We start from the raw sequence: 24,073 nt of genomic DNA on the forward strand, positions 1-24,073 counted from the left end.
CCGTTGCTGCTGACAAGGATGTCGGTGCTGCTGGTGGCCCTCCCCCTCTGTCACGGGCAGGGGGCACCCACTTCAGAGTCGCCTGTGGCACCCGGTCCATGGGCCTGAGAGGTTCCGGGGAGGAATTGCCCCTTCGGCGCCCAGGCTTTTGGTTCGCCTGAGACTCTCCCGAGTGCTGTGCACGGCGGCATTTCAACTACCAGCCGAGCGTACCAGCGTGGTCCGCCCGGTCCAGCATCGAGCCTGCGACCGGTCATCCGGCGCAGGCTCGATTGGTGCGTTTGGTGCGTTTGGTTCTTGGTTCAGCCGGTCATGCGCGCGCGGCGGCGGGCGGCCAGCTCGTCGCTGTGGTGAGCGGTGTCACTGTCGGAGCCGACCCGCTCGGTCGGCAGCTCGGACAGCGAGCCCTCGACCTCACGCCAGACGCCGCCGAGCGCGATACCGAACACGCCCTGACCGCCGGCCAGCAGATCGATCACCTCATCCGGCGAGGTGCACATGTAGACACTCGCGCCGTCGCTCATCAGCGTGATCTGGGTCAGATCGTCCATGCCTTGCTCGCGCAGGTGGGCGATCGCCGTACGGATCTGCTGCAACGAGATACCGGCGTCGAGCAGCCGCTTGATCACCTTGAGCAGCAGTACGTCGCGGAAACCGTAGAGCCGCTGCGTACCGGAACCGGTCGCCGGGCGCACCGTCGGCGCCACCAGACCCGTCCGGGCCCAGTAGTCCAGCTGGCGGTAGGTGATACCGGCGGCGGCACACGCGGTCGGACCGCGGAAGCCGACATCGTCCGGCATCGGTGAGAGGTCATCGTCGAAGAGCAGACCCTGCACGCCAGCGGTCGCGGCGGCCTCGGCGTGCGCTTCCGACCTCTCTTGTGCGACGGTCTGCGCCGTCACATCGGTGTCGCCGGTGCGTGTCACGCCAGAGCCTCCCTAGAAAACCCGTTCTGATGCCTGAAAGGAGCGGATCACATCGGTGGAGTTACACACCCCACAACTCCTTCACGGTAGGCCGCCGAACAGGGCCGGTCAACGACGTGGGCATCGAGCGACGTGCGTGTCGCAGCAACCAACCTCAATCGTTACCTGAGGGTGAGGGTGTTGCATTCATCGGTCCGAAACTGCCCTCTCCCGCCGCAGACCTGTGCCGGCCCGCTGTGCCGAGAGGGCAGTTTCGGACCGATGAATGCAACCCCGTGGTCACCCCTCCGCCGTCCTCCTGCCGCGAGTGGTCGCGTCATGCCCCGTCCACTCGCGGGAGGTTCAGAGGATGACCACTCGCGGATGGTTCAGGGATGACGCGAACGCCTTCTGGGATGGCGCAGATGGTCTTCGACCACTCGCGGAGAAGGAAAGGGCGCGCGCCTGGTGAGCCGCATTCCGCGTCCGACCGTCGCCGAGGGGGACGGACGTCGGCTGCGGGGCGTTAGCTTTTGTCGAAGTCTTCTGGGGAGACTTGGTCGAGGAATTCGCGGAAGCGCTCGACCTCTTCTTCCTCTTCGACCTCGTCGTCGGCGGAGTCCAGTTCGGGCACGGGGATACCGGCCTCGGCGAGGATCTCGTCGGCGCAGAACAGCGGGGTGCCGGTTCGCAGGGCGAGGGCGATCGAATCCGAGGGACGGGCCGAGATCTCGGTCTTGTCGTCGAAGACCAGTACGGCTTCGAAGACGCCCTCGTTCAGGTTCACGATCCGGACCTGCGTAAGTCGGTGACCGAGTAATTCGATCACCGAGGCGAACAGGTCGTGGGTCAGCGGTCTGGGCGGTTCCATGCCCTGCTGGGCGAAAGCGATCGCACTCGCCTCCGCCGCTCCGATCCAAATTGGCAGGTAGCGCTCGCCCCCGACCTCCCGTAACAGGACGATCGGCTGGCTCGAGGGCATTTCCACCCGTACTCCGACTACGTCGACTTCGCGCACATCTTCAGCCTACTCTGCGAGCGGGAAGGCCCGGCCCGCCCTGGCGTGGCCCGCGGACAAATTCAGCGTTTGGCGTTGCGGGGGCGTTTGAGGCCGGAGCGGACGAGGGCGGCGTGGAGGCGGACCGAGAGAGCGGCGAGTTCCTTGACGGTGTCGTCGGCCTTGCGGGTGGCTTCGGCACCACGCTGGCGCGCGAGCGGGCTCACCACTTGCTCGATCAGACCGATCTCCCGGTCGGCCGCCGTACGGAACGGACGCAGGTGCCGGGGCTCGACGCCGTACGACGCGAGCTCGCTGGCCGTCTTGGCGATCAGCAGGGCCTCGCCGTCGTAGTGGCCGTCTCGCGCGATGACCAGGCCGTAGCTCTCGAGTTGGCCGAGGACCTCGGCGGTGATCCCCGCGGCGGTGAGCAACTCGGCCCGGGTCAACCGCAAGTCGGTCGACGGCGGGCTGAAGTCATGCGGCTTCGGGAGATCCGCCGGCTCGGACAAATCGCTCGGCGGCTCGGGGTTGGCTGCGACAAAAACAGGTGGGCGCAGGCCCCGGTCCATCGCCGAGAGGTGTTCCTTGATGACCTTCAGCGGCAGGTAGTGGTCGCGCTGCGCCGACAGGACGTAGCGCAGCCGCGCCACATCCTGTTCGGTGAAACGGCGGTAGCCCGACGAGGTCCGGGCCGGCTCGACCAGGCCCTCCGCTTCCAGGAAGCGGATCTTCGAGATCGAGATCTCCTCGAAGTCGGGACTGAGCCGAGCCAGCACCTCTCCGATGCTGAAACCCGGCTGCGGACTGCCGCTGGTCACCTCACTGGCCGCTGGCGTAGTAGACCAGGCGGTACTTGCCGATCTGGACCTCATCCCCGTTCGCCAGGGAGAGCTCGTCGATGCGGTCGCGGTTCACGTAGGTGCCGTTCAGGCTGCCCACGTCGCGGACCTTGACGCCCGCGCCCTCGCGGCGGAACTCCGCGTGCCGGCGGGAGACGGTGACGTCGTCCAGGAAGATGTCGCTGTCGGGGTGCCGACCCGCGGTCACGACATCGGTGTCGAGCAGGAACCGGCTGCCCGCGTTCGGACCGCGCTGCACGATCAGCAGCGCCGATCCGGCCGGCAGCGCGTTGACGGCGGCCTCGTCCTCATCGGACAACTGCTCGCCGGAGTCGAAACGCTCGGTGTCCGGTTCGGCGCCGATGGCGGTCAGCATCGCGGTGTCGCTGACCCCGGGCGGCGTCACCGGGCGGTCAGCGCCAGGGAGCATCGATCCGCACTGCGAGCAGAACCGGCTGCCCTCGGAATTCTCGTGCCCGCACTGGTTGCAGAACGGCATGCTGTCATCCTCCAGATCGCCGTGAAGCGGTGTTTCGCCCGGATATGGGAACTGCTTAGCGAGAGTGCCGATGGTATGCCGGACCTCAACCCTCAACCAGCGGTTGAGGTCCGGCAAACCTATCAGTTCTGCTCGAGCTGTCCCTGGTAGGTCTCCGCGTCCATCAGCGCCTCGACCTCTTCGGGGTCCTCCACGTCGATGTCGAGCAGCCAGCCCTCGCCGTACGGGTCGCTGTTCACCAGGTCGGGCTGGTCGGAGAGCGCCTCGTTCACGGCGACGATGGTGCCGTTGACGGGCGCGTACAGATCGCTCACGCTCTTGGTCGACTCCAGCTCGCCGCAGGAGTCACCGGCCCGCACCTTCGCGCCGACCTCGGGCAGCTGGACGTACACGATGTCACCGAGTGCGTCCTGCGCGAAGTCGGTGATACCGACCCGGGTCGGCCCCTCGCCCGTCTTCACCCACTCGTGCTCGGCCGTGTACTTCAGGTCTTCGGGGTACACCGTTGTCCTCGTTTCGCTCAGTGGAACTGGCACAGCTTGTAATGGCTTGGAAATCTGACAGCTCAGGCGATCGCGATCACCTGGTCGGGCTGGGCGCCGGGCGAGCGTAGCGATGCTCCTCGGGCCTGTGCAAGGCGGTGATCTGAATGACACGAAGCTCGGTCACTTCGGCAGTGCCGCCGACCTGCGGACCCTCGATCTCGCTGATCAGACCGCCGGGGAAATTGGCCGCCTCGGCGAGGTTGTGGGAATCACCGATCGCCTCGATCACGTACGGTGAACCGACCTTCTCGCCGTCGATCCGGACACCCGGCGAGTCGTCGACCAGATCGGTGCTGGCGACCACCCGGACCGAGCCGTTGATCTGGATCGCCTCCGCGCCGGCATCGCGCAGCTCCTCGATGGCGTCGAGCAGATTGCTGGAGGTGACCTTGTCCTCCGGATCGTTCAGCGTGATGCGCACGCCTGGGCCCTGCGCCTTCGCCGTACCCGCGAGGATGCTCAGCACCCTCGCCTGCTCCTCGGCCTGCTGGCGCGCGGTGGCGGTCTTGTCCGCACTGGACGAGAGCGACTCCTTGCGGGCCTGCAACTCGACGATCTCACTCTCCAGCCGGCGAGTGGAGTTGCCGAGGCCATCGAGGATCGCGATCAGGTCCTCGCGGCGAGCGTTCGCATAACCGTCGTCGGCCCGGTTCACCCGGACCTGGACGACTGCCATGAACGCGACCAGCCCGAGCACGACGGCGACGATGGCCTGGCCGCGCGAAGGCTTGAACCCGGCGCGGATCCGCTGCCAGGCCAGGTTCGGCGGTTTGGGACCGGGCATCGGCGTGGGCTTGGCCGGGTGCCGGTCGCTCGCGTCCGCCTGGACCTCGGGCAGCACCTCGGGGCCTTCGGGTTTCGTGCCGTCCGGCTGCTTGGGTGTGTCGTTGGTATCGCTCATAGCGCTGTCCTGTCAGGCCCGGAAGATGTGGCGCCGGATCGCGGCCATGTTGGTGAAGATGCGGATGCCGAGCACGACCACCACGCCCGTGGACAGCTGGGAGCCGACGCCGAGCTGGTCGCCGAGGTAGACGATCAGGGCCGCGATCAACACGTTGGAGATGAACGACACGACGAAGACCTTGTCGTCGAAGATGCCGTCCAGGAAGGCCCGGAGCGCACCGAAGACGGCGTCCAGCGCGGCGACGACCGCGATCGGCAGATAGGGCTGCGCCCATTCCGGTACGTCGGGTGCGACCAGCAGGCCGATCACCACGCCGAGGACCAGACCGAGTACGGCGATCATCGCGGCATCACCTTCGCGTATCGCAGCGCGATGGTGGCATCGCCGGGCACCAGCAAGGAGTCCTCCGTCGTAATCGTCATCCGGACATCGAAATTCGTGACCAGATATTGCATCCACTGTCCACCAGAGCTCTGCGCGAAGCGGGCCGGCATGGTGGCCCGGTCTCCGATCGCGTGCACGGTGTACGGCGGGGTCAGGGAACTGTAGTCGACAGTGATGGCACTACCGGCGCCACGGATCGCGGTCAGCGAGGTGAGGCGATGACCGTTCACCGAGATCGCCTCGGCGCCGGCGGTCCACAAACCGTTGACCAGCTGCTGCAGATCGACGTCCAGCAAGCGGCCTTGTTTGTTCGTGGCGTCCTTCGCGTCGTCGACGACGGCCTTCAGACCCGGGCCGCTGACCGGCACCGATCCGGTTTGCAGCTCCAGCTGGTCGAGCTCCTGCTGCAATCGCGTGCCTTCGGCCGAATTGCCCAGACCGCTCGCCTGCAAACCGCGAACCTCGCTCGCCAGTTTGGACTGCTCACCACGCAGCTGGTTCAACCGGCCGTCCGCGTCGTCGATCCGGGTGATCAGCTGGTTGCGCTGCTTCTCGGCCTCGGGCGCGGTGCGGAAGTTCTGCGCGGCGGCCGTGGCGAGCAACAACCCGACCGCCGCCATAGCGATCACGCCGAGCACTCGCTGCGCGACCGGGCGCACCTTCTCCGGATCGCGACTACGCGAGCGGGCGGCATCGGCGTACCCCTCATCGAGTGGGTGCGCCATCAGGTTGTTGAGCAGCGACATCGACGCGTCGGGTCGCCGCTGCGGCTGACCTGCCGGCGGCGCGCCTGGCGATCCGGCCTGGGGCGTGGCGCCGTTGCGGTGCGGAGGCTGCTGCGTCACTGGTTCATCCTTGCATGCGGTGCGGTCGCCAAAGCTCAGCCTGGCGCCGGGCTCACCTTGGATAACGGTGGCACCGTCTCCACCAGGTGTTTGAGCTGTGCGAAGTAGAGCGCACCCGCCCAGTAGTACAACCCGGTGCCCCAGATCGCGAACGCCCAGCCGAACACGCGGGCCAGCATGCTCAACGTGCCATCGCCGTCGCCCAGCAGGAGCAGCGGAAACGCGTAAAGCAGATTGAACGTCGCGGCCTTGCCGAGGAAGTGCACGGGCAACGCGTTGAACCCGCGCCGATGCAGCACCGGCAACGTGAACGTCAGCAGCAGATCCCGCAACGGCAGCGCGATCGCCAGCCACCACGGAATGATGTCGCGCAACGCCAGACCGAGCACGGTCGCGAAGATGTAGAGCCGATCGGCCACCGGATCGAGCATCTGCCCGAGCCTGGTGGTCTGGTTCATCCGCCGGGCGATCTGGCCGTCGGCCCAGTCGGTGAAGCCGGAGATCATCAGTACGACGATCGCCCAGCCGTCCTCCTGCGGCCCGAGGATCAGCCAGAGGAAGACCGGAACGCCCAGCAGTCGGAGCATGCTCAGCGCATTCGGGATCGTCAGCACCCGGTCGGATACTTCCAGCTCCGCCACGAGACCCTCCCGATTTCACCACTGCCCCTGTGCGCAACGCGTACGCCCCTGTCCCGATCCGTACTGTACTTCGGCCCACCGACAGTCCCGCGCGCAGGCACGCGTTCCGCGCCCACTGCCTGCCCAAACGCCCGATCCCGCGCCCCGGCTACGCCCAACCGGTCGAGGGTGACCCGATCGAGACCTTCGGCTCGGCCTCTTTGGTGGATGAGGGATGATGGGAGCCGGATATCCGGAATTCAGGAGGACTGTGATGGCCCGGGCGAATATCGACCGGCAGGCCGCGAAGAAGCTCGGCGGCGCCGGCGACCGGCTGACCGCGATCATCAACGCGATCGCCGAATCCCACGGCGACAAACCGGTCGAGCAGATCGAGGCCGAGCTCACCCGCCAAATGGGCCTCGTCGGCGTCACCGGCAACTGGCGCAACACCGCCGAAGCCATCGCCGCCGGCGAAACCGTCGAACTCCACCTCCCCTGACCCTCACCACCGGTTGGTTGCCTTAGTCAACAAACGCCAGCACTCTTCCCGATTTCACTGACGCCTGGTCAAAGTACAACGGTCGTGGCATTGTTTACAACGGGCGTTGTACTAGTGGATCGGGTGATGTGGGATGGCGAGGGCGGATAAGCGGGCGGCGATGCTGGCCGGGGCGACAGCGGTGTTCGCTCGCGATGGGTATACCCGGGCGAGCATCGACGCGATCGCCGCGACCGCGCAGGTGTCGAGCCGGACCATCTACAACCACTTCGGCGATAAGGCCCAGCTCTTCCAGGCCGTCATCCAGGAGAGCGCCGCCCGGGTCGCGGCCGCGCAGATCGCGTTGATCGAGCGGTATCTGCACAAGGTGACCGATCTCGAGACCGACCTTTTCGAGTTCGGGGTCGCGTGGCTGACGCCGATCCCCGACTTCGCCGACCACTCGGCCTTGCTGCGTCAGATCAACGCCGAACTCGAGCACATTCCGCAGGCCGCCATCGACAGTTGGCAGGAGACCGGGCCGCTCCGGGTCCGGCGCGCGCTGGCTGAGCGATTCGCCCGGCTCGGCGCGGACGGCCTGCTCAAGATCGACGATCCCGAACGGGCGGCGCTGCACTTCGGCGTACTGATCTTCCCCGACGGTCCACCACGCCGACGCACCACCCGCACGGAGGCCGAGATCGTCGACTCCGTGCGCGCCGGCGTACGGACGTTCCTGCACGGACATCTCTTCTAGTGGTGAGGACTGCTATGCAATACAAGCTTCTGGGCCGGACCGGCTTGCGCGTTTCCGAGCTCTTCCTCGGCATGATGCGGTTCGGCCACCAGACCGATCCCGCCGAGGCCCGCAAGATCGTTGACCTGTACGCCGAAGCGGGCGGCAATGTGCTCGATACGGCGGACTACTACGACCTTGGTGGTAGCGAACTGGTGACGGGCCAGGCGATCGAGGGCCGGCGGGATCGGTTCGTGCTCGCCAGCAAGTACACCCTCAGCCGCGACGCGTCCGACCCGAACGCCGCGGGCAATCACCGCAAGAACCTCACGCTCGCCCTCGAGCAAAGCCTGCAACGCCTCGGCACGGACTATCTCGACCTCTACTGGGTGCACCTGTGGGACCGGCACACCCCGATCGAGGAGACGATGCGCGCGCTCGACGACGCCGTCCGGGCCGGCAAGGTGCTGTACGTCGGCATCTCCGACGCGCCCGCCTGGGTCGTTGCCCGAGGCAACACCTTGGCCGAATGGCGGGGCTGGACGCCGTTCGCCGGACTGCAGGTGCCGTACAGCCTGCTCAACCGCGACATCGAGCGCGAGCTGCTGCCAATGGCCGAGAGCCTCGGCCTATCCGTGGCCGCGTGGGCCACGTTGGCACACGGCAGTCTGGCGGGCCGGTCGGACGCGGCGCCGGACTCCCCCGAAGGCAAGGTCATCGAGGCCGTGCGGGAGGTCGCGGCCAAGGTCGGCGCCACCCCGTCCCAGGTAGCAATCGCGTGGACCATGGCCAAGTCGTCCAGCGTGCACCCGATCCTCGGCGCCACCCGAGTCGAGAGCCTGCGCGACAACCTCGGCGCCCTCGACGTACAACTGCCACCCGACGCCATCGCCCGCCTCGAAGCCGCCACCGGCTTCGTCCGCGGCTTCCCGTCCGACTTCATCGAAGGCGCCCTCCCCGAAGTCCTCGGCACCAGCCACCTCCCCTAACGCCCTCCCCCGCTTCCTCCCCCACTCATCGGGCCCTTGTGACCCGGCGTGTCGCCCTTCATCGGTCCCTTGTGACCAAATATCCGGTTGAGCTGACGTGGTCCCGCCGCCAGGCTGAGCCGTCACCTTCGATGAGGAGTGCGGATGCGAAGCCGGCCGGGCACGACCGTCGCCGACCTGCGGGCGATGCAGGAAATGACCCAACGCCTGTGGTCGCTGGAATCGCGCTGGCATATCGGCGATCTCGCCTGGCAGCGGAATGCCGTCCCCGACACCGGCTCGACCGCGCTCTGGGAAGACGACGGCAACGTGGTGGCGTGGGGTTGGTCCGAACTCCCCGCCCACCTCTCACTGGTCGTCGACCCCGGCCGACCGGACCTGGCGGCGGAGGTCCTCGCCTGGTTCGAGTCGACGACGTCGGCACGCGAACTGAACTGCATGGTGTTGGAGCCTGAAGCGCATTTGACGTCCTCGCTGACCGACGCCGGTTATCAGGAAGACCAGGCTGCTCCCTTCTTCACCCATCACCATCGGCCGCTCGGCGAGCTCGAGATCCCGGCATTGCCCGCGGGGTTCACGCTTCGCCACGTTCGGCCCGACGAGGCTGTACGTCGTACCGCGGGTCATTTGGCGGCGTGGGCCGAATTCGGTTCGAACGTCTCGGTCGCCGGCTACCAGTCGGTGATGGATGCCTGGCCTTATCGCGTGGACCTCGACTGGGTGGTGGAGAAGGAGGACGGCGAGTTCGTCGCCACCTCGCTGGCCTGGTTCGACGAGCGGAACAAGGCCGGCCTGATCGAACCCGTCGGCTGCGCACCGGCCTACCGGCGGCAAGGGCTGGCCAGTGCGGTGAACCTCGCCGCCTTGACCGCGCTCCGCGAAGCCGGTGCCACCCAGGCCATCGTCTGCCCTCGCGGCGATGACGCCTACCCGGTCGCCGCAAAGCTCTACCAGAGCATCGGCTTCCGTCCCGGCCCCCGCACAGCCACCTACACAAAGCACCGCGCCTGAAACGGGCGAAGTGGTTGCGCCCGGCGGCCCGGTCAGCTCAGGCGGGCGGTTGCGAGGAGTGCGGGTGTTTCCTGGTCGGACCAAGTGCCAGTGAGGGTGTATTCACCACCGGCGTCCGCCTTCGGGTCGATCACCCGAAGGATCCTGAGCTCCCAGCCGGTTGCGCGGATGGTCGTCACCACGCCATCGGTCGTACACGACAGGTCTGCGACTTTGTCGACGGTGTCGAGCTCCCGAGCGCTGTCGCCACTTCCGGTCACGTGAGCCGTCGACGTCCGGGATTCACGGCGTCCGTCAATCTCGAAGTACTCCTCGGCCTGCGCGCCGCCTGCCAGGATCGCGGCGGCCAGGGCATTCGCATAGACGGGATCCCCGCAAGCGTCATAGACCCAGCGTTTGCCCAGGACCGTGTGCTCCGTGGTGCCGATCAACCAGGGCTCACCGCCGGCCAGCGGCGCGGCGCGATAGGTCATCGGCACGTGCAGGATCTGGGCACCATCGGCACGGACCAGATGGCTGTCGATGCCGACCTCACCAGCCGGATCGTCGAACCGATACGACCCCAACGGCTGCACCTCAGGCTGTCCCCCACCGGCGTACCAGGATTGGCTCGGAAGCCATCCACCGATCAGTTCCATCTTCGTCGGCCGAATCTGAGCCCGGTGAATCAGCGCCATACCCCGATCCTACGGTCTGGAATTGTCGGCGCCGGGGGTTAGCCTCCGGCGCATGGGGATTGGTGTGCCGGAGAAGGTCGCTTGGGTGCTGGTCCGCGACGGCCAGGTGCTGGTGACGCGGACCCACGGGCGCGAGCTCTTCTACTTCCCCGGCGGACATCGCGAGCCAGGCGAAAGTGATGCCGAGACCCTGGTCCGCGAGATCGACGAGAAGGCGTGGTTCCGCTCCGCCCAGCGCGATCGCGTCTCACTCGCGGACCAACTCGTCTTCGACACCCTCCACGCAGACGGCCGCCTCCCCTGACCGGGCTACTCGTATTGGAGGGCTTCGAGGGGGTTGAGGCGGGCGGCTCGGCGGGCGGGCCAGATGGCGGCGAAGATGCCGACGACGACGGATACGACGGCAAAGATCACCAGTTGTCCGGTTGGGACGGTGAAGGTGATCTCGTCCAGGCGCGCGGCCAGGAGGGCGGCGAGGCCCAGGCCGAGAACGATGCCGATGGCGGCGCCGATCAGGGCGGTCATCACGCTTTCCTGGCGGATCATCCGCTTCACCTGGCCCCTGGTCAGGCCGATCGCGCGAAGCATGCCGAGTTCGCGGGTGCGTTCGAAGACGGTCAGCACGAGGGTGTTGACGATGCCGAACAGGCTCACCAGGACCGACAGCGCGAGCAGGACGTACAGGACGTTCAGGATCCCTTTCACGCTGTCGGTCTGCGCCTTCTTGAACTGGTCGCGGGTCAGCGCCTTGGCGTTCGGGAAGGTGGTGAGCGCCGCGCCGAGGGCGGCCGTGTTCTCGGGTGTGACGCCGCCGCGCATGTTGACGAAGGTGTAGATGTTCTGCGGCTGCGGGCTGACACCGTCGAAGGTGGTGGTCGCCATCGTCGCGCTCCCGAACGGCGATCCACCCGCGGGCGGGCGGAAGATCCCGCGCACCCGGAGTCGCACCACTTCGCCGGTGACCAGTTCGAGCTCGAGCGGTGAGTCCAGCGAGAGCGAGTGCTCATCGGCGTACTCGGCGTTGATGATGGCGCCGTCCGGTTCCAGCTGACCGAGCGACTCCTGCGAGCCGGAACGCCAGTCGAACCTGAGCAACTCGGGAGCCGTCTTGTCGACGGCCGTGATCGAGATGGTCTTGTCGAAGGCACGGGCCTGGCCGCCGCGGACGCTGGTCAATTCCGCGATCGACGGCACTTTGGAAACAGCGGCGGCTACGGTCGGCGGCAATGGGCTGAAGTTGTTCTGCGCGGTGATCGCGTAGTCGGCACTGAAGATCCCGTCGACCGCCTCCTCGAAAGGCTTGATGATCCCGGCGCCCAACGTGGCGACCAACGTGACGAGTGCCAGCCCGATCATCAGGGCCGCCGCGGTCGACGCCGTACGGGCTGGGTCCCGGCGGCTGTTCTGGCCGCCGATCGCGACAGCGGGCCGGTCAGGGAGTACGCCGGGGAACGCGGCCGGCCGTCGGAAGAGGCGGCGGATCAGCCACAGCGGCAGCAAGAAGAACGGCCAGGCGATCACCGTCAACACCACCACCGCCCAGCGGGCGACCGGATCCGCCACCGCGGCCAGTGGTCGCACGAGACGGGACGAGAACAAGGCGGTACCGATGAAGAGCAGCAGTACGCCGGCCCCGAGCAACGACAGCAACGTCCGCGTCGCCAGTCCGTCGACGAAGAGCCCGGCCAGGACGCAGGCAACGCCGGCCACTGCGAGTACGGCGGCTCCGACCGGGCGATAGCGGTGCAGCCTGCCCGGCGCCAGTGTCGCGCCTTCGCGGACAGCGGCGATCGGCGGCACCCGGGTCGCCCGCCACGCCGGCCGCAGACTCGCCAGCACCGTGACCACCACCCCGACCAGGATCGCGACCACGATCGTCCGGGTCTGGAAGACGAGCCCGTTGTTCGGCATCGAGAGGCCGACCGAGTCGAACAGCTTGAACAGGCCGGTCGCGATCGCCAACCCGAAGAACAGCCCGGCGACCGACGAAACGAGGCCGGTCACGAAGGCTTCGAGCACCACCGAGCCGAGGACCTGGCGACGGGACGCGCCCAGCGTTCGCAGGGTGGCGAACTCGCGGGTGCGCTGGGCGATCGTGATGGACAGCGAGTTCGCGATCACGAACGAGCCGACGAAGAGCGCGATCCCGCCGAAGACCAGCAGGAACGTCTGCAGGAAGCCGATGAAGCTTGTGGTACCGGCGGAGTCCTGGGTGGCCTGCTCCTCGGCGGTCCTGACCTGGGTCGCCGACGGCAGGATCCGTTCCACGGCAGCGACCAACTGCTGACTGTCGACGCCTTGTTTGGCGGCGATGAGAATCTGGTCCAGCTGTCCAGCCTTCTCGAACAACAGCTGTGCGGTGCCCAACTCGAAGCCCGCCAGCGTCGCACCGCCGATGGACGCGACCTCGCCGAACCGGACCAGCCCGGTGATCCGCATCTGCCGCGCGGCGCCGCGTGCCTGGATGCCGATCGTGTCACCTACGCCGAAACCCTGCTTCTGGGCCGTCGTGGTGTCGATGACCACCTCGTTCGCCACCGGCCAGACACCGCTGACCAGGGTGAGCGAGTTGAACTGCGGCTGGGCCGCATCGACGCTGAAGCCGAGGGTCGGCGGGCCCATGGTGGTGATCGCCTTACCGTCCCGGCCGATCATCTGCGCCGATCCGACGACCGAGCCACTGGCCGCGCCGACCTCCGGGAGCTCACGCACCTGCGGCAATAGGCCAGCCTGGAACGGCGGCGCGACGACGGTCCCGTCATCGGACGGCACGAAGGCGGTCTTGCCGGTGATCGTGACGTCGGTGTTCCGGTAGTTCTCGGCGAAGATCGAGTCGAACGCGCTCGAGATGGAGTCCGTCAGCACGTAGGTGCCGGAGATCAGGGACACACCGAGGACGACGCCGATCGCGGTCAGCGCCGTACGGAGTTTGCGGGCCAGCAGGCCCTTCAACGCGAACCGGATCACTGCAGGTCCAAAGTGTCGATGGTCCGCAGGATGTCGTGCTGGCTGGACTGGCCGGTCTCCTTCACGATCTGGCCGTCAGCCAGGTAGAGCACCCGATCCGCCATCGCGGCAGCCTTCGCGTCGTGCGTCACCATCACCGTGGTCTGGCCGTACTCGTCGACGGAGCCGCGCATCAGGTCGAGAATCTCGCCGCTGGTCCGGGAGTCCAGGTTGCCAGTCGGTTCGTCGGCGAACACCACCGTCGGCCGGGACACCAACGCTCGCGCGATCGCGACGCGCTGCTGCTGGCCACCGGACAACTCGGCCGGCCGATGGTGCAGCCGATCAGCGAGTCCGACCCGCTCGATCAGTTCGGCGAAGAACTGCGAGTCGGGCTTCGCACCGGCGATCGTCAGCGGCATCAGGACGTTGTCGCGGGCGTTCAGCATCGGGAGCAGGTTGAAGAATTGGAAGATGAATCCGATGTGCTTGCGGCGCAGCTTGGTCAGCGCATCGTCGCCGAGCGTGGTGATCTCGGTACCGTCGATCCGCACCGAACCCGACGTCGGGCGGTCCAGTCCGGCCAGGATGTGCATCAACGTCGACTTGCCCGAGCCCGACGGGCCCATCACCGCTGTCAGTTGCCCAGACTCGATCTGTACGTCGACGCCGTGCAACGCGCGGACGGCGGTGTCACCCTCGCCATAGACGCGTACGACGCCCTCTGCGTGCACGACTCCGGCAGTCCCCTCCATGCCGACCATCGCCCCTCCCGGCGGATCAGCGGCCCCCAGCCTTACGGTCACTCCTTCCCGAGAGTAGGTGCGTCAGCGCCAGTCGGCCAGCAGGTGGCGTCGTTCTTTGCGTCAGTCGCTGAGCGGCGCGGGAGCACCGCGTGACGGTCGGGCAGTAATCCGTCGGTTCTCGTTGTCGTGCACCCGTGGGTCGTAGTGGTCGACGAACACGGTGCAAACCAGATCCCGGCGACTGTGGACGCCAGTCTTCGCGAAGATGCTCTTGAGGTGCTGCTGCACCGTGACCGGGGCGATCACAAGATCGTCAGCGATCTGCGCGGTGGACCGACCCATGAGCACCAGCCTCGTGATCTCACGTTCTCGGTCGATGAGCCCGTAGGCCGCCATCAGCACGCTCGCGATCCGCGCCCGGGCAACAGGTTCGATGATGACTGCCGCGCGGGGGCCCGCCGGCGTCGTGATCGACGTTCCATGGAGGACGAGCCACCTACCCGATTCGGTGCGGACCCGGGCCAGGGCCGGTCCGACCGGGCCAGTGGCCCGACTTGCGACCGACAAGAGCGCGGCCGGTGTGCCCTCGTGCTCTCCGCTCAACTCTTTCAGCCAGTGTTCTGCCTCTGGGGAGACGGATTCAACCGAGAGACCCTCGCCCATGACCACCAGGCCGGGCCCATCGGGTCAGTCGGGCTCAAGGGCTTCGCCCAGCAGCAGACCGCGGCGCACCCCTCCGCCAGGTGCGGGCTCACTGAGCACAGGAAGTCGAGCTCAACGGCGCTGAACGTGGCCTGGCCGGCACACCTGTTGAGGCGCAGGGATCCCCAGGCCTCGCCGGTTCTTGCCCGCAGCGCCACGGCGACCTCTTGCTCGATGCTGTGCGGTCGCAGGTACTCACGGAAGACCGGGCTGCGTTCGGGGCTCCCGCCGGTCACTTGATGAAGCGTCTGGACACCCCGAGCGCTCGCGAGGACGTCGGCGGTCTTGTTCACGTCATCCGCGACGTACTCCCACTCGAGTTGACCAGCAAGGTCGAAAAAGCACTCGCCGTCGAAGTGGACGCTGGTGATCAGGTGGGACGAGGGGTCGATGGTGTTCCAGAACGGTGGCGCGCCGCCGACCGGGACGGCGCGACTCACCGTGTCGCCCGCCGCCTCGAAGAACGCGTGGGTATCGAGCCCCGCGCGGGCGAGCTGGCGGATCCGGATGCTCGCCTCATCCATCGATAGCCGTGTCACCTGGCCTCCAGACCCCGAGACACGTTCAACGGTATCGACGCCGGCGCCGAGTTGCCAGGTTTCTGGAATGGACGAGCCCCCAACTGCGGACCAGATTTGAGGACATCGATTCAGTTCGACCACGGGGAGACGACTCATGACTGACGCAGATCTGGTTCGGAAGTACGTCGACATCTACAACTCCGGCGACGCCGCCGCCCTCGGGGTCTTCTACGCCGCCGACGTGGTCCTCGTGGATCCGATGTCCCCCGAGCCGATGAAGGGCCGGGAGACCGTGCTCGCGGTCGGCTCGGCGTTCCGGCGGGCGTTCCCCGACATGGTCTGGACCCTGACCGGGGATCCGGTCGTGGGAAGCGGAGCCATCGGCTGGGAGCTGCACGCCACCGGCACCATGACAGGCCCAATGCCCGGGCCCGACGGTGAGATCCCCGCCACCGGCAAGACCTTCGCCGTGGACATGGGGATCTTCTGGACCCTCGGCACAGACGACCTGATCGTGGCGGAGCATGCGTACTTCGACTCGACCGGGATGTTGGCTCAGCTCGGCCTCACGGGCTGACACCTCCACCGGTTAGCGGAAGTTGCGGGAGGTGGTGCGGGCGGCCAACGGGAGGCGTTCTAGTTTGTCGGCGACTAGGTTGGTGACGCCTTTGGAACGCTCGATGCGGCCGCGGATGACCATGGCGGAGGCTTCGCGGGCGACGCGGCGATAGCGGTTCCAGACGCCGACGGCGCAGACCACGTTGATCATGCCGGTCTCGTCCTCGAGGTTGAGGAAGGTCACGCCGGCCGCGGTGGCGGGGCGCTGGCGGTGGGTCACCACTCCCCCGACCAGGACGCGATCCCCGGCGGGTGCCGTCTTGAGTTGGTCGGCGCGCAGCACGCCGCGGGCGTTCAAGGCGGCGCGGACATGGCGGATCGGGTGGTCCTCCGGGGAGATGCCGGTGGCCCAGAGATCGGCCATCGTGGTCTCGACCTCGGTCATACCCGGCAGCATCGGCGGCGGGCCAACGCTGCTCACGCCGGACAAATGGCCCGGGCGCTCCTCGGCGGCACGACCCGCGATCCAGAGAGCCTGGCGGCGCGACAGCCCGAACGAGTCGAACGCACCAGCCGTCGCGAGTGCTTCGACCTGAGTCGTGGTCAGACCGGTACGTCGTACCAGGTCGGACAGATCGCCATACGGGCCGTTGCGTTCGCGCTCCTCGACGATGGTGGTGGCGGGCTTGAGGCCGATCGACTTCACTCCGGCCAGACCGAGGCGGACCGCGAAGGCGCCGTCGCGGCGATGGACGTCGGAATCGAAGATGGCCTTCGCGTCGAACTTCCCGATCGGGGGTTGCTCCCGCTCCAGGCAGGCGTCGTTCCCGGTGGGAGCGTTGTTGCCCACGGCAAGGACCTCCAGCCCGGCATGGACGCCGGAGAGGTGGATGTCAGGGCGATGGACCTGTACGCCGTGGCGGCGGGCGTCGGCCACCAGGGATTGCGGCGAGTAGAACCCCATCGGCTGGGCCCGGAGTAGCGCCGCCAGGAACGCGGCCGGGTAGTGCAACCGCAACCACGTGCTCGAATAGACCAGCAACGCGAAGCTGATCGAGTGCGACTCGGCGAATCCGAAGTTCGCGAAGGCCTCGATCTTCTCGTAGATCTGGTCGGCGACCGGGCCGGTGATCCCGTTCGACGCCATGCCGTCGTACAGCTTGGTCCGCAGCGACTCGATCTTCTCGACACCGCGTTTGGAACCCATCGCCCGGCGCAGCAGGTCCGCGTCCTCGCCGGTGCAGCCGCCGACTTCCATCGCGATCTGCATCAGCTGCTCCTGGAACAACGGCACCCCGAGCGTGCGCTCCAGCACCGGCTCGAGTTTCGGATGCAGATAGCTGACCTTCTCTTCCCCGAGTTTGCGGCGGATGAACGGATGCACGGCACCGCCCTGGATCGGACCAGGCCGGATCAGCGCCACCTCGATCGCGAGGTCATAGAAACAGCGCGGCCGGAGTCTGGGCAGGGTGCCGATCTGGGCACGGCTCTCGACCTGGAACACGCCGACCGAATCGGCGTTGCAGAGCTGGTCGTACACCCCCTGCTCCTCCTTGGGCAGGGTGTCCAGATTCCAGTCTTCGCCGAGGAACTCCCGAACCGTGTCCATCGCGTATTGCAGGGCGGCGAGCATGCCGAGGCCGAGCAGGTCGAACTTCACCAGGCCCATCCAGGCGCAGTCGTCCTTGTCCCACTGCAGCACGGTCCGGTTCTCCATCCGGGCGTGCTCGATCGGGACCACCGTGCCGACCGGGATATCGGTCAGCACCATGCCACCGGAGTGGATCCCGAGATGGCGCGGGAACTTGAGCAGCTCCTCGGCCAACTGGACCACCGGTGGCGGGATGTCGTGATCGACGCTGCTGCGCACGGCACCCCAGGCGTCGACCTGTTTGGACCACGCGTCCTGCTGACCGGTCGAGAAGCCGAGCGCCTTCGCCATATCGCGGACGGCCAGCTTCGGCCGGTAGGTGATCACGTTCGCCACTTGGGCAGCGTTGCGGCGGCCGTACTTCTTGTAGACGTATTGAATGACCTCTTCGCGGCGGTCGGAGTCGAAGTCGACGTCGATATCGGGCTCTTCGTCGCGCGCGGCCGACAGGAATCGCTCGAAGGGCAGCTTGTACTTCACCGGGTCGACCGCGGTGATGCCCAGGGCGTAGCAGACCACCGAGTTCGCCGCGGATCCCCTGCCCTGGCAGAGAATGCCCTCCTGCTTAGCGAATTGGACGATGTCGTACACGATCAGGAAGTAGCCCGGGAACTTCAGGGTCTCGATCACCCCCAGCTCCCGGTCCACCCGCTCCAGCGCGTCCGCGTGCCGGGGCGTGCCCGCGTAACGACGCTCAACACCCTCCGCGCACAACTGCCGAAGCCAGGACATCGCGTCGTGCCCGGGCGGGACCTTCTGATCCGGCAGGTTCGGTTTGGCCTTGCGCAGGCTGAACCCGAGCTGCGCCGCGATCTCGACCGTACGCGCGACAGCACCGTCGTACCGCTGGAACCTGGCGGCCATCTCGGCCCCGGATCGCAGATGCGCGGCGCCCGACGGCGGCAGCCAGCCGTCCATCGCGTCGAGACTGCGCCGGGCCCGCACCGCGGCGATCGCGCCGGCCAGCCGATGCCGCCTGGGCGCGGCGTAGTGCACGTTGTTGGTCGCGATGACCGGCAGGCCCGCGTCGGCGGCGAGCCTGGCCAGTACGTCGTTGTCCAGCGTGTTCGTCGGGAGGCCGTGGTCGATCAGCTCGACCGCGATCCGGTCCCGGCCGAACAGCGCGACCAGCCGGTCCAGCTCGCGCGCGGCCGCCGCCGGGCCGGTGGCCTGACCGCCCAGCTCGAGCGCACGCCGGACCAGCCCTTTGCGGCAGCCGGTGAGGATGAACCAGTCCTCGCCACCGGCCTCGGCGAGCTCCTCCAGGTGATAGACCGGACGGCCCTTCTCCTGGCCTCTCAACTGCGCCTCCGTGATCGCCCCGGCGAGCTTGTGGTACCCCTCCTGACCACGCGCCAGCACCAGCAGATGACTTCCCTCGGGATCGGCCATCCCGTTCTGCGGTTTGGTGAGATCCAGCGACAACTCGGCGCCGAAGACCGTGCCGAGGTCGTCGTACTCCTCCGCCGCCTCGGCCATCCGGACCACACCGTAGAACCCGTCGTGATCGGTCAGCGCGAGTGAGTGCAGCCCGAGCCGGATCGCCTCCTCGACCAGATCCTCCGGAGCCGAGGCGCCGTCGAGGAAGCTGTAGAACGAATGGCAGTGCAACTCCGCATAAGGCACCACCGGACCCTCCGGCCGGGTGGGCCGGCTGACCGGATCCGGCTCGTACGGCGCGCGGTGGCGCGACCAGGCGGGCCCGTCACCACCATCCGCATCGAGCTCGCCGGCAGCCGGCGCCGGCCTGGTCCGATCCGACAGCTTCCGCTCCAGCTCAGACCACGGGATGGGCGGGTTATCCCACCCCATCCGCTGCTTCTCTCATGACGTTTCCTCCTACCCTGCAACCCTTGGATCCATTAGAACATATGTTCCCTTAAGCGTTCATGGTCATCCACAGGGTGGGGGCCGGCGGAGGTTCCTTGGGAAATTTCTGGCGGTAGCCTGTCGGATCCGGGGCAAGTCGTTCGTAGCAGGGGTGAGAGGTGGCCGGAGGTAGGTCGCCGGGGACAAGGAGTGATGAGATGACGCGGTACTTGATCTCGTTCGAGAAGGGCGCGATGGACCACATCCCCGCGGAGGACTTCCCCGAGGTGGGCAAGGCCGCCCACGCGGTGGTCCAGGAGGCCAAGGACGCCGGGGTGCTCCTGTTCGGCGGCGGGCTGGACTACGAGAACGACGACGTGGAACACGCCGTGGTGGACACCGACGGACTGGTCACCGACGGCCCGTACCCGGAGAGCAAGGAACTCATCGGCGGCGTGCTGGTCGTCGACGTACCCACCCGGGAGGCAGCCCTGGAGTGGGCCGCAAAGATCGCGGTCGCCTGCCGCTGCGCGCAGGACGTCCGCAAGTTCATGTTCGACCCGGACCTGATCGAATGAGGGTCCGTGGACGAGTGGTCAGGCGGGTGGCTCGCCGGGGGCACGGTCGTTGAGGATGCGCTGGTAAAGGTAGCTGTCACCCCAGGCGCCGTTGATGTGCAGATAGTCGCGAGCGTGTCCGTACTGCTCGAAGCCGTTCTTGGTGAGGACGCGTTGCGACGCTGCGTTCTCGATGCTGGTACTTGCTGCGATCCGGTGCAGCAGCAGCTCGGAGTCGGCGATCGCACACACGGCCGCAACAGCCGCCGAAGCCAGGCCCCGCCCCACTTCGGCGACGTCGATCCAGTAGCCGAGGTCACCGCTGCGCCATGAACGAGCAACGATGTTCGACAACGTGGCCGTCCCGACCAGCCGGTCGCCGGCCATCAGCACCCACGGCACGGTGTTCTCACTGGAGCGCAGGTCCTGGAACCGTGCGGCCTGGAAGTCGGGGTCGTACCACTCCTGCGCGCGCTTCGGTTCCCACGGCGCCAGCTGCTCACGGCTGCGCCACTGCGCTTCACAAAACGTGCCGGCGTCGCTGGGTTCGACAGGTCTGAGCAGTACTTCCGGTGTCAGCGAGCGGGTGAGATTCACTGGGGCAGCTTAGGCTTCTGCAGAGAGTTGTCCGGATGGGGCCTGGCCGTTCGTCGGTCGGGTATGGAGGAGGCTCGTGAAGTACCTACTGCTGATCTGCGGCGACGAATCGGCGGCCGTCCACGCTCAGGACGGCTGCGAAGGCTGGTCGGAGGAGATGGAGCAACGGGGCGTGATCGAAGGAGGCGCCGGACTCGCGCCGCCCACCGACGCCACCACGCTCCGGGTCCGCGACCAAGAGGTCCTGCTCACCGACGGACCGTTCGCCGAGACCAAGGAACAAGTCGGCGGCTTCGTCCTGATCGACTGCGCCGACCTTGACGAAGCGATCGAGATCGCCTCGAAACACCCCGCCGCGCGCTACGGCACGATCGAGATCCGGCCGGTGCTGGCCGGGCCGCAACCCAACATCACGTGACCGAAGAAGCCGTCGCGCGGGCTTTCCGGGACGAGTGGGGCCAGCTGGTCGCCTGCTTGATCCGGATGACCGGCGACTGGGACCTGGCCGAGGAATGCGCGCAGGATGCGTTCGCGACGGCCTTGGAGCGGTGGCCACAAGACGGGATTCCCGATCGGCCCGGCGCCTGGCTGACCACGACGGCCCGCAACCGCGCGATCGATCGGTTGCGCCGTGCGGCGGTAGGCGCTGCCAAGCTGCGGGAGGTGGCAGCGATGTCCGACGAACCAGCGGTCGACGACAGCGCCGTACCGGATGATCGGTTGCGGTTGATGTTCACCTGCTGCCATCCCGCGCTGGCAATGGAGGCACGGGTCGCGTTGACGCTGAGAACGCTCGCGGGGCTCAGTACCGCGGAGATCGCGCGCGCCTTCCTCGTCAGCCCGGAGACCATGACCAAGCGACTCGGGCGCGCGAAGCAGAAGATCAAGAACGCCGCGATCCCGTACCGCATGCCACCGGCTGAGCTCCTCCCCGAGCGAACCCCATCCGTCCTCGCCGTGCTCTACCTGCTCTTCAACGAGGGGTACTCCGCCAGCGCCGGTGCCGACCTCGTACGCCGGAACCTCAGTGCCGAGGCGATCCGCCTGACCCGGATCCTCGCGCACCTGATGCCGGACGAGCCGGAAGCACTCGGCCTGCTCGCGCTGATGCTGCTGCACGATGCCAGGAGTACGGCGAGGCTGGACGGCGACGGCGTACTCATCCCCCTCGAAGAGCAGGACCGCGCCAGCTGGGACGGCGAGAAGATCGCGGAAGGCGTCGCCGTACTCGACGACGTGCTGCGAAGGCGGCGACCCGGCCCGTACCAGATCCAAGCAGCCATTGCGGCCTGCCATGCGACAGCCGCGACTGCCGCCGACACCGACTGGAAGCAGATCGCCGAGCTCTACCGCCGGCTGAGCTTGATCACGCCGACCCCGGTGGTCGCCCTCAACCGGGCCGTGGCGGTGGGGATGGCCGAGGGGCCCGAGGCCGGGCTGCTCCTGGTCGACGAGCTGACCGAAGTCCTCGCCGGCTACCACCTTCTGGCTGCCACCCGAGCCGACCTCCTCCGCCGCGCTGGGCGGAATCCAGAGGCCCTCGCCGCCTACCGCGAAGCGCTCGCACAGGCGTCCACCGACGCCGAACGCGCCTTCCTGTCCAGAAAGATCCAGGAAATCGAGTAGCGAGGTGTCCGTCTCGGCCCATCCTGTTCGTCGGTGGGGTATGACGGAGATCAAAGAGCTCATCGCCGATGAACGACGGGAACTGGCGGAGCTGCTGCGGCAGTTGCCTACCGAGGACTGGGACCGGCCGACGCTGTGTGAAGGCTGGCGAGTACGCGAGGTGGTCGCGCACATGACCATGCCCTACCGGTACTCCATGCCGCGCATCCTGCTGGAGCTCGCCAAGTCGGGCGGCAGGTTCAACCCGATGTCCGATCGGCTGGCCCGGAAGGACGCCGCCGCGATGTCGGCGAAGGAGCTGACCGACTGCTTGGCGGCGAACGTGAACCATCCGTGGAAGCCACCGGGCGGCGGGCTCGAAGGGGCGCTCTCCCACGACGTGATCCACGGCCTCGACATCACGGTCGCACTAGGTCTCGACCGGAAGGTGCCGGCCGAGCGGCTGCGCATTGTCCTCGAACCGCTATCGGATAAGCACCTCAAGTACTTTGGTACCGACCTGACCGGGATCCGGCTTCAAGCCGACGACCTCGACTGGAGCTACGGCACCGGCCCCCGCCTGGTGACCGGCTCCGCCCAGGACCTACTGCTCGCGGTCTGCGGCCGCGACCTCCCAACCGGCCACCTACAAGGCGCAGCCCGCTTGACCAAGGAGAACCGATGAATCGCTTCGCCCTATGCCTACCGATCGCGGACCGGCCGAGGTCGTACGCCTTCTACCAAGCGGCTCTCGGCCTGAAGCCGGTCGGCGACGAGATCGCCGAGGATGGCATCCCTGAGCCGCTGCAGTTCGCCCTCGCGGATGACGTCAACCTGATGCTCATCCCGACCGGCGGCTTCGGCTGGGTGACTCCAGGCCGCGAGACCGCCGCCAAGGATGTCAGCGAATGCCTCTGCAGCATCAACGTCGCTTCGGCGGCCGAGGTCGATGCTGCCTTCGAGCGCGCGCTCGACCATGGCGCCGAATCCGTCTCACCACCGACCCAGCAGCCGTGGGGCTATTCGGCCACCTTCGCCGACCTCGACGGCCACCTCTGGTCTGTCGGCGCGCACAAGGCTCTCGGTCAGCCGTAGTTGAGCAGGGCCGCGGTGATGCTGTGCTCGTGCCGGTCGAGCCAGTCCTGGCGGCGCTGGATCTTGTCGCCGACGCCTTCATCCCACATCCGCTGCCAGCCACCGCCGAGCTTCTCGGCGCGGTGCTTCATGAGATGCCAGGCACGCCGGTTCTGCAGGATCGCCACCGCGAGCAGTTTGGCGCGGTCAGACTCGGCCAGCCCATAGGCGTCGGCGATCAACCGGCAACGCCGCGGCACGTCCAGCCCTCGCATGCGCGGATCCAGGTCCGCGTCCTCACCGAAGGGGCCCCACCACAGCATCACGTTCATCACCTCTTCCAGCCGGGTGGTCGGCCGGGCGAGGTCGAAGTCGATCAACGCCGCGGCCTTGCCGTCACGGAAGACCACGTTCTCCGGGGTGATGTCGCGATGCCCGACCAGCTGGGGCGGATCGGCAGGGCCTGGCGGCAGACCCGGTGGTTCGATCGGCGCGGGCCACGCGTCCGGCATGCCGAAGGACTCGGCCGCATCGTCGTACGCACGGACCAGGCGGGCGACGGAGACCAGCCTGTCCTCGTCGGCGATCCAGGTCGGCCAGGGGCGTCCGGCGACCTCCCCTTCGACGTACGTCAGGACGTCGCGGCCGGCGGAGTCCACCCCGAGATGCCGTGGCGCGCCCTCGAATCCTGCCTTCTCCAAGTGCTGCAGCAGATCCCGCACCCACGGGGACTGCTCCCCCGGCGGGCGCCGCACGGTGTCGCCGACTCGCACCAGGCCTTCGGTGACGTCGCCACCCGTCAGCGGTATCTCCGGCTGCCCGTCATCCCAACTTGGCAAGACTCCTCCAGTCCTCAGCGCGTCGACCAAGGG

28 protein-coding genes and 1 riboswitch are annotated in these 24,073 nt (G+C 67.5%); of the genes, 11 read left to right on the forward strand and 17 right to left on the reverse strand.

All coding sequences use genetic code 11. The annotated features are described in order from the left end of the window. Window positions 1-82 precede the first annotated feature (82 nt). A riboswitch (glycine riboswitch) is annotated at window positions 83-181 on the reverse strand. Window positions 182-302: 121 nt separating this feature from the next. From OG394_RS08900 to OG394_RS08940, 9 genes are all read right to left on the reverse strand, one after another. After that, a complete protein-coding gene (locus OG394_RS08900; RefSeq protein WP_442914276.1) occupies window positions 303-926 on the reverse strand; it encodes a MerR family transcriptional regulator in 624 nt (207 codons plus the stop codon). A gap of 505 nt (window positions 927-1,431) precedes the next feature. Next, window positions 1,432-1,923, reverse strand: a complete 492-nt coding sequence (locus OG394_RS08905; protein WP_328994585.1) for a bifunctional nuclease family protein — start codon at window positions 1,921-1,923, stop codon at window positions 1,432-1,434. 62 nt (window positions 1,924-1,985) lie between these two features. Next, window positions 1,986-2,681, reverse strand: coding sequence for a transcriptional regulator FtsR (ftsR, locus tag OG394_RS08910; RefSeq protein ID WP_328994586.1), 696 nt, complete (start codon window positions 2,679-2,681; stop codon window positions 1,986-1,988). Between the two features lie 43 nt (window positions 2,682-2,724). After that, the gene (locus tag OG394_RS08915) at window positions 2,725-3,243 is read right to left on the reverse strand and encodes an FHA domain-containing protein (protein ID WP_328994587.1); all 519 of its coding nucleotides are present in this window, start codon (window positions 3,241-3,243) and stop codon (window positions 2,725-2,727) included. Between the two features lie 122 nt (window positions 3,244-3,365). Further along, complete coding sequence (gcvH, locus tag OG394_RS08920) at window positions 3,366-3,746, reverse strand: glycine cleavage system protein GcvH (protein WP_328994588.1); 381 nt, start codon at window positions 3,744-3,746, stop codon at window positions 3,366-3,368. 76 nt (window positions 3,747-3,822) lie between these two features. After that, entirely contained in the window at window positions 3,823-4,689 is an 867-nt protein-coding gene (locus OG394_RS08925; protein WP_328994589.1) for a DUF881 domain-containing protein, read from the reverse strand. Window positions 4,690-4,701: 12 nt separating this feature from the next. After that, window positions 4,702-5,034 (reverse strand): small basic family protein, encoded by a 333-nt coding sequence (locus OG394_RS08930; protein WP_328994590.1) that lies wholly within the window; start codon window positions 5,032-5,034, stop codon window positions 4,702-4,704. After that, on the reverse strand, window positions 5,031-5,921 hold the full coding sequence (locus OG394_RS08935; RefSeq protein WP_328994591.1) for a DUF881 domain-containing protein: 891 nt from the start codon (window positions 5,919-5,921) through the stop codon (window positions 5,031-5,033). Before OG394_RS08935 ends, OG394_RS08930 begins: the two co-directional genes overlap by 4 nt. 35 nt (window positions 5,922-5,956) lie before the next feature. Beyond that, on the reverse strand, window positions 5,957-6,562 hold the full coding sequence (locus tag OG394_RS08940; RefSeq protein ID WP_328994592.1) for a CDP-alcohol phosphatidyltransferase family protein: 606 nt from the start codon (window positions 6,560-6,562) through the stop codon (window positions 5,957-5,959). 253 nt (window positions 6,563-6,815) lie between these two features. Here OG394_RS08940 and OG394_RS08945 point away from each other — a divergent pair, with 253 nt between their 5' ends. The 4 genes from OG394_RS08945 to OG394_RS08960 all read left to right on the forward strand — a co-directional run bounded on the left by OG394_RS08945 (window position 6,816) and on the right by OG394_RS08960 (window position 9,758). Next, complete coding sequence (locus OG394_RS08945; protein ID WP_328994593.1) at window positions 6,816-7,043, forward strand: hypothetical protein; 228 nt, start codon at window positions 6,816-6,818, stop codon at window positions 7,041-7,043. A 133-nt stretch (window positions 7,044-7,176) separates the two neighbouring features. Then, a complete protein-coding gene (locus OG394_RS08950; protein ID WP_328994594.1) occupies window positions 7,177-7,779 on the forward strand; it encodes a TetR/AcrR family transcriptional regulator in 603 nt (200 codons plus the stop codon). Window positions 7,780-7,793: 14 nt separating this feature from the next. Then, complete coding sequence (locus OG394_RS08955) at window positions 7,794-8,747, forward strand: aldo/keto reductase (RefSeq protein WP_328994595.1); 954 nt, start codon at window positions 7,794-7,796, stop codon at window positions 8,745-8,747. Between the two features lie 144 nt (window positions 8,748-8,891). Further along, window positions 8,892-9,758, forward strand: coding sequence for a GNAT family N-acetyltransferase (locus OG394_RS08960; RefSeq protein WP_328994596.1), 867 nt, complete (start codon window positions 8,892-8,894; stop codon window positions 9,756-9,758). A gap of 32 nt (window positions 9,759-9,790) precedes the next feature. Here OG394_RS08960 and OG394_RS08965 read toward each other — a convergent pair whose 3' ends face one another. Then, window positions 9,791-10,435, reverse strand: a complete 645-nt coding sequence (locus OG394_RS08965; protein ID WP_328994597.1) for a CG0192-related protein — start codon at window positions 10,433-10,435, stop codon at window positions 9,791-9,793. Window positions 10,436-10,487: 52 nt separating this feature from the next. Here OG394_RS08965 and OG394_RS08970 point away from each other — a divergent pair, with 52 nt between their 5' ends. Continuing rightward, complete coding sequence (locus OG394_RS08970) at window positions 10,488-10,739, forward strand: NUDIX domain-containing protein (RefSeq protein WP_328994598.1); 252 nt, start codon at window positions 10,488-10,490, stop codon at window positions 10,737-10,739. 5 nt (window positions 10,740-10,744) lie between these two features. Here OG394_RS08970 and OG394_RS08975 read toward each other — a convergent pair whose 3' ends face one another. The 4 genes from OG394_RS08975 to OG394_RS08990 all read right to left on the reverse strand — a co-directional run bounded on the left by OG394_RS08975 (window position 10,745) and on the right by OG394_RS08990 (window position 15,368). Beyond that, window positions 10,745-13,402 carry an ABC transporter permease gene (locus OG394_RS08975; protein ID WP_328994599.1) on the reverse strand — a complete coding sequence of 886 codons (2,658 nt, stop codon included), beginning with the start codon at window positions 13,400-13,402 and terminating at the stop codon, window positions 10,745-10,747. Continuing rightward, a complete protein-coding gene (locus OG394_RS08980) occupies window positions 13,399-14,136 on the reverse strand; it encodes an ABC transporter ATP-binding protein (protein WP_328996816.1) in 738 nt (245 codons plus the stop codon). The genes OG394_RS08975 and OG394_RS08980 overlap by 4 nt, the downstream gene beginning before the upstream one ends. A gap of 111 nt (window positions 14,137-14,247) precedes the next feature. After that, the gene (locus OG394_RS08985; protein WP_328996817.1) at window positions 14,248-14,790 is read right to left on the reverse strand and encodes a helix-turn-helix transcriptional regulator; all 543 of its coding nucleotides are present in this window, start codon (window positions 14,788-14,790) and stop codon (window positions 14,248-14,250) included. Continuing rightward, window positions 14,736-15,368 (reverse strand): hypothetical protein, encoded by a 633-nt coding sequence (locus tag OG394_RS08990; protein WP_328994600.1) that lies wholly within the window; start codon window positions 15,366-15,368, stop codon window positions 14,736-14,738. The genes OG394_RS08985 and OG394_RS08990 overlap by 55 nt, the downstream gene beginning before the upstream one ends. Before the next feature lie 136 nt (window positions 15,369-15,504). Between OG394_RS08990 and OG394_RS08995 the strand changes: the two genes are divergently transcribed. Further along, the gene (locus tag OG394_RS08995; RefSeq protein WP_328994601.1) at window positions 15,505-15,927 is read left to right on the forward strand and encodes an ester cyclase; all 423 of its coding nucleotides are present in this window, start codon (window positions 15,505-15,507) and stop codon (window positions 15,925-15,927) included. 12 nt (window positions 15,928-15,939) lie between these two features. Here OG394_RS08995 and OG394_RS09000 read toward each other — a convergent pair whose 3' ends face one another. Next, the gene (locus OG394_RS09000) at window positions 15,940-19,371 is read right to left on the reverse strand and encodes an error-prone DNA polymerase (protein ID WP_328994602.1); all 3,432 of its coding nucleotides are present in this window, start codon (window positions 19,369-19,371) and stop codon (window positions 15,940-15,942) included. Window positions 19,372-19,586: 215 nt separating this feature from the next. On the opposite strand from OG394_RS09000, the gene OG394_RS09005 reads away from it, so the two are divergent. Continuing rightward, window positions 19,587-19,946 (forward strand): YciI family protein, encoded by a 360-nt coding sequence (locus OG394_RS09005; RefSeq protein ID WP_328994603.1) that lies wholly within the window; start codon window positions 19,587-19,589, stop codon window positions 19,944-19,946. 18 nt (window positions 19,947-19,964) lie between these two features. Here the strand turns inward: OG394_RS09005 and OG394_RS09010 are convergent, their stop codons facing one another. After that, window positions 19,965-20,522 (reverse strand): GNAT family N-acetyltransferase, encoded by a 558-nt coding sequence (locus tag OG394_RS09010; protein ID WP_328994604.1) that lies wholly within the window; start codon window positions 20,520-20,522, stop codon window positions 19,965-19,967. A gap of 76 nt (window positions 20,523-20,598) precedes the next feature. On the opposite strand from OG394_RS09010, the gene OG394_RS09015 reads away from it, so the two are divergent. From OG394_RS09015 to OG394_RS09030, 4 genes are read left to right on the forward strand one after another with little or no spacing between them, the layout of a single operon-like run. After that, window positions 20,599-20,940 carry a YciI family protein gene (locus tag OG394_RS09015; RefSeq protein WP_328994606.1) on the forward strand — a complete coding sequence of 114 codons (342 nt, stop codon included), beginning with the start codon at window positions 20,599-20,601 and terminating at the stop codon, window positions 20,938-20,940. Next, the gene (locus OG394_RS09020) at window positions 20,937-22,148 is read left to right on the forward strand and encodes an RNA polymerase sigma factor (RefSeq protein WP_328994608.1); all 1,212 of its coding nucleotides are present in this window, start codon (window positions 20,937-20,939) and stop codon (window positions 22,146-22,148) included. Before OG394_RS09015 ends, OG394_RS09020 begins: the two co-directional genes overlap by 4 nt. A 40-nt stretch (window positions 22,149-22,188) precedes the next feature. Next, the gene (locus tag OG394_RS09025; protein WP_328994609.1) at window positions 22,189-22,812 is read left to right on the forward strand and encodes a maleylpyruvate isomerase family mycothiol-dependent enzyme; all 624 of its coding nucleotides are present in this window, start codon (window positions 22,189-22,191) and stop codon (window positions 22,810-22,812) included. Next, a complete protein-coding gene (locus OG394_RS09030; RefSeq protein ID WP_328994610.1) occupies window positions 22,809-23,222 on the forward strand; it encodes a VOC family protein in 414 nt (137 codons plus the stop codon). Before OG394_RS09025 ends, OG394_RS09030 begins: the two co-directional genes overlap by 4 nt. Here OG394_RS09030 and OG394_RS09035 read toward each other — a convergent pair. Then, window positions 23,213-24,040, reverse strand: coding sequence for a phosphotransferase (locus OG394_RS09035; RefSeq protein ID WP_328994611.1), 828 nt, complete (start codon window positions 24,038-24,040; stop codon window positions 23,213-23,215). The genes OG394_RS09030 and OG394_RS09035 overlap by 10 nt on opposite strands. Window positions 24,041-24,073 lie beyond the last annotated feature (33 nt).

The sequence above is a fragment of the Kribbella sp. NBC_01245 genome (assembly GCF_036226525.1).
In the GTDB taxonomy this organism is placed as follows: Bacteria; Actinomycetota; Actinomycetes; order Propionibacteriales; family Kribbellaceae; genus Kribbella.

Bases quoted from the DNA above. Each gene is read 5' to 3' on its own strand.
- OG394_RS08915 (WP_328994587.1), bottom strand. From the start codon at position 3,243: ATGCCGTTCTGCAACCAGTGCGGGCACGAGAATTCCGAGGGCAGCCGG.
- OG394_RS08925 (WP_328994589.1), bottom strand. From the start codon at position 4,689: ATGAGCGATACCAACGACACACCCAAGCAGCCGGACGGCACGAAACCC.
- OG394_RS08930 (WP_328994590.1), bottom strand. From the start codon at position 5,034: ATGATCGCCGTACTCGGTCTGGTCCTCGGCGTGGTGATCGGCCTGCTG.
- OG394_RS08945 (WP_328994593.1), top strand. From the start codon at position 6,816: ATGGCCCGGGCGAATATCGACCGGCAGGCCGCGAAGAAGCTCGGCGGC.
- OG394_RS08950 (WP_328994594.1), top strand. From the start codon at position 7,177: ATGGCGAGGGCGGATAAGCGGGCGGCGATGCTGGCCGGGGCGACAGCG.
- OG394_RS08955 (WP_328994595.1), top strand. From the start codon at position 7,794: ATGCAATACAAGCTTCTGGGCCGGACCGGCTTGCGCGTTTCCGAGCTC.
- OG394_RS08960 (WP_328994596.1), top strand. From the start codon at position 8,892: ATGCGAAGCCGGCCGGGCACGACCGTCGCCGACCTGCGGGCGATGCAG.
- OG394_RS08965 (WP_328994597.1), bottom strand. From the start codon at position 10,435: ATGGCGCTGATTCACCGGGCTCAGATTCGGCCGACGAAGATGGAACTG.
- OG394_RS08970 (WP_328994598.1), top strand. From the start codon at position 10,488: ATGGGGATTGGTGTGCCGGAGAAGGTCGCTTGGGTGCTGGTCCGCGAC.
- OG394_RS08980 (WP_328996816.1), bottom strand. From the start codon at position 14,136: ATGGAGGGGACTGCCGGAGTCGTGCACGCAGAGGGCGTCGTACGCGTC.
- OG394_RS08985 (WP_328996817.1), bottom strand. From the start codon at position 14,790: ATGGGCGAGGGTCTCTCGGTTGAATCCGTCTCCCCAGAGGCAGAACAC.
- OG394_RS08995 (WP_328994601.1), top strand. From the start codon at position 15,505: ATGACTGACGCAGATCTGGTTCGGAAGTACGTCGACATCTACAACTCC.
- OG394_RS09000 (WP_328994602.1), bottom strand. From the start codon at position 19,371: ATGGGGTGGGATAACCCGCCCATCCCGTGGTCTGAGCTGGAGCGGAAG.
- OG394_RS09005 (WP_328994603.1), top strand. From the start codon at position 19,587: ATGACGCGGTACTTGATCTCGTTCGAGAAGGGCGCGATGGACCACATC.
- OG394_RS09025 (WP_328994609.1), top strand. From the start codon at position 22,189: ATGACGGAGATCAAAGAGCTCATCGCCGATGAACGACGGGAACTGGCG.
- OG394_RS09030 (WP_328994610.1), top strand. From the start codon at position 22,809: ATGAATCGCTTCGCCCTATGCCTACCGATCGCGGACCGGCCGAGGTCG.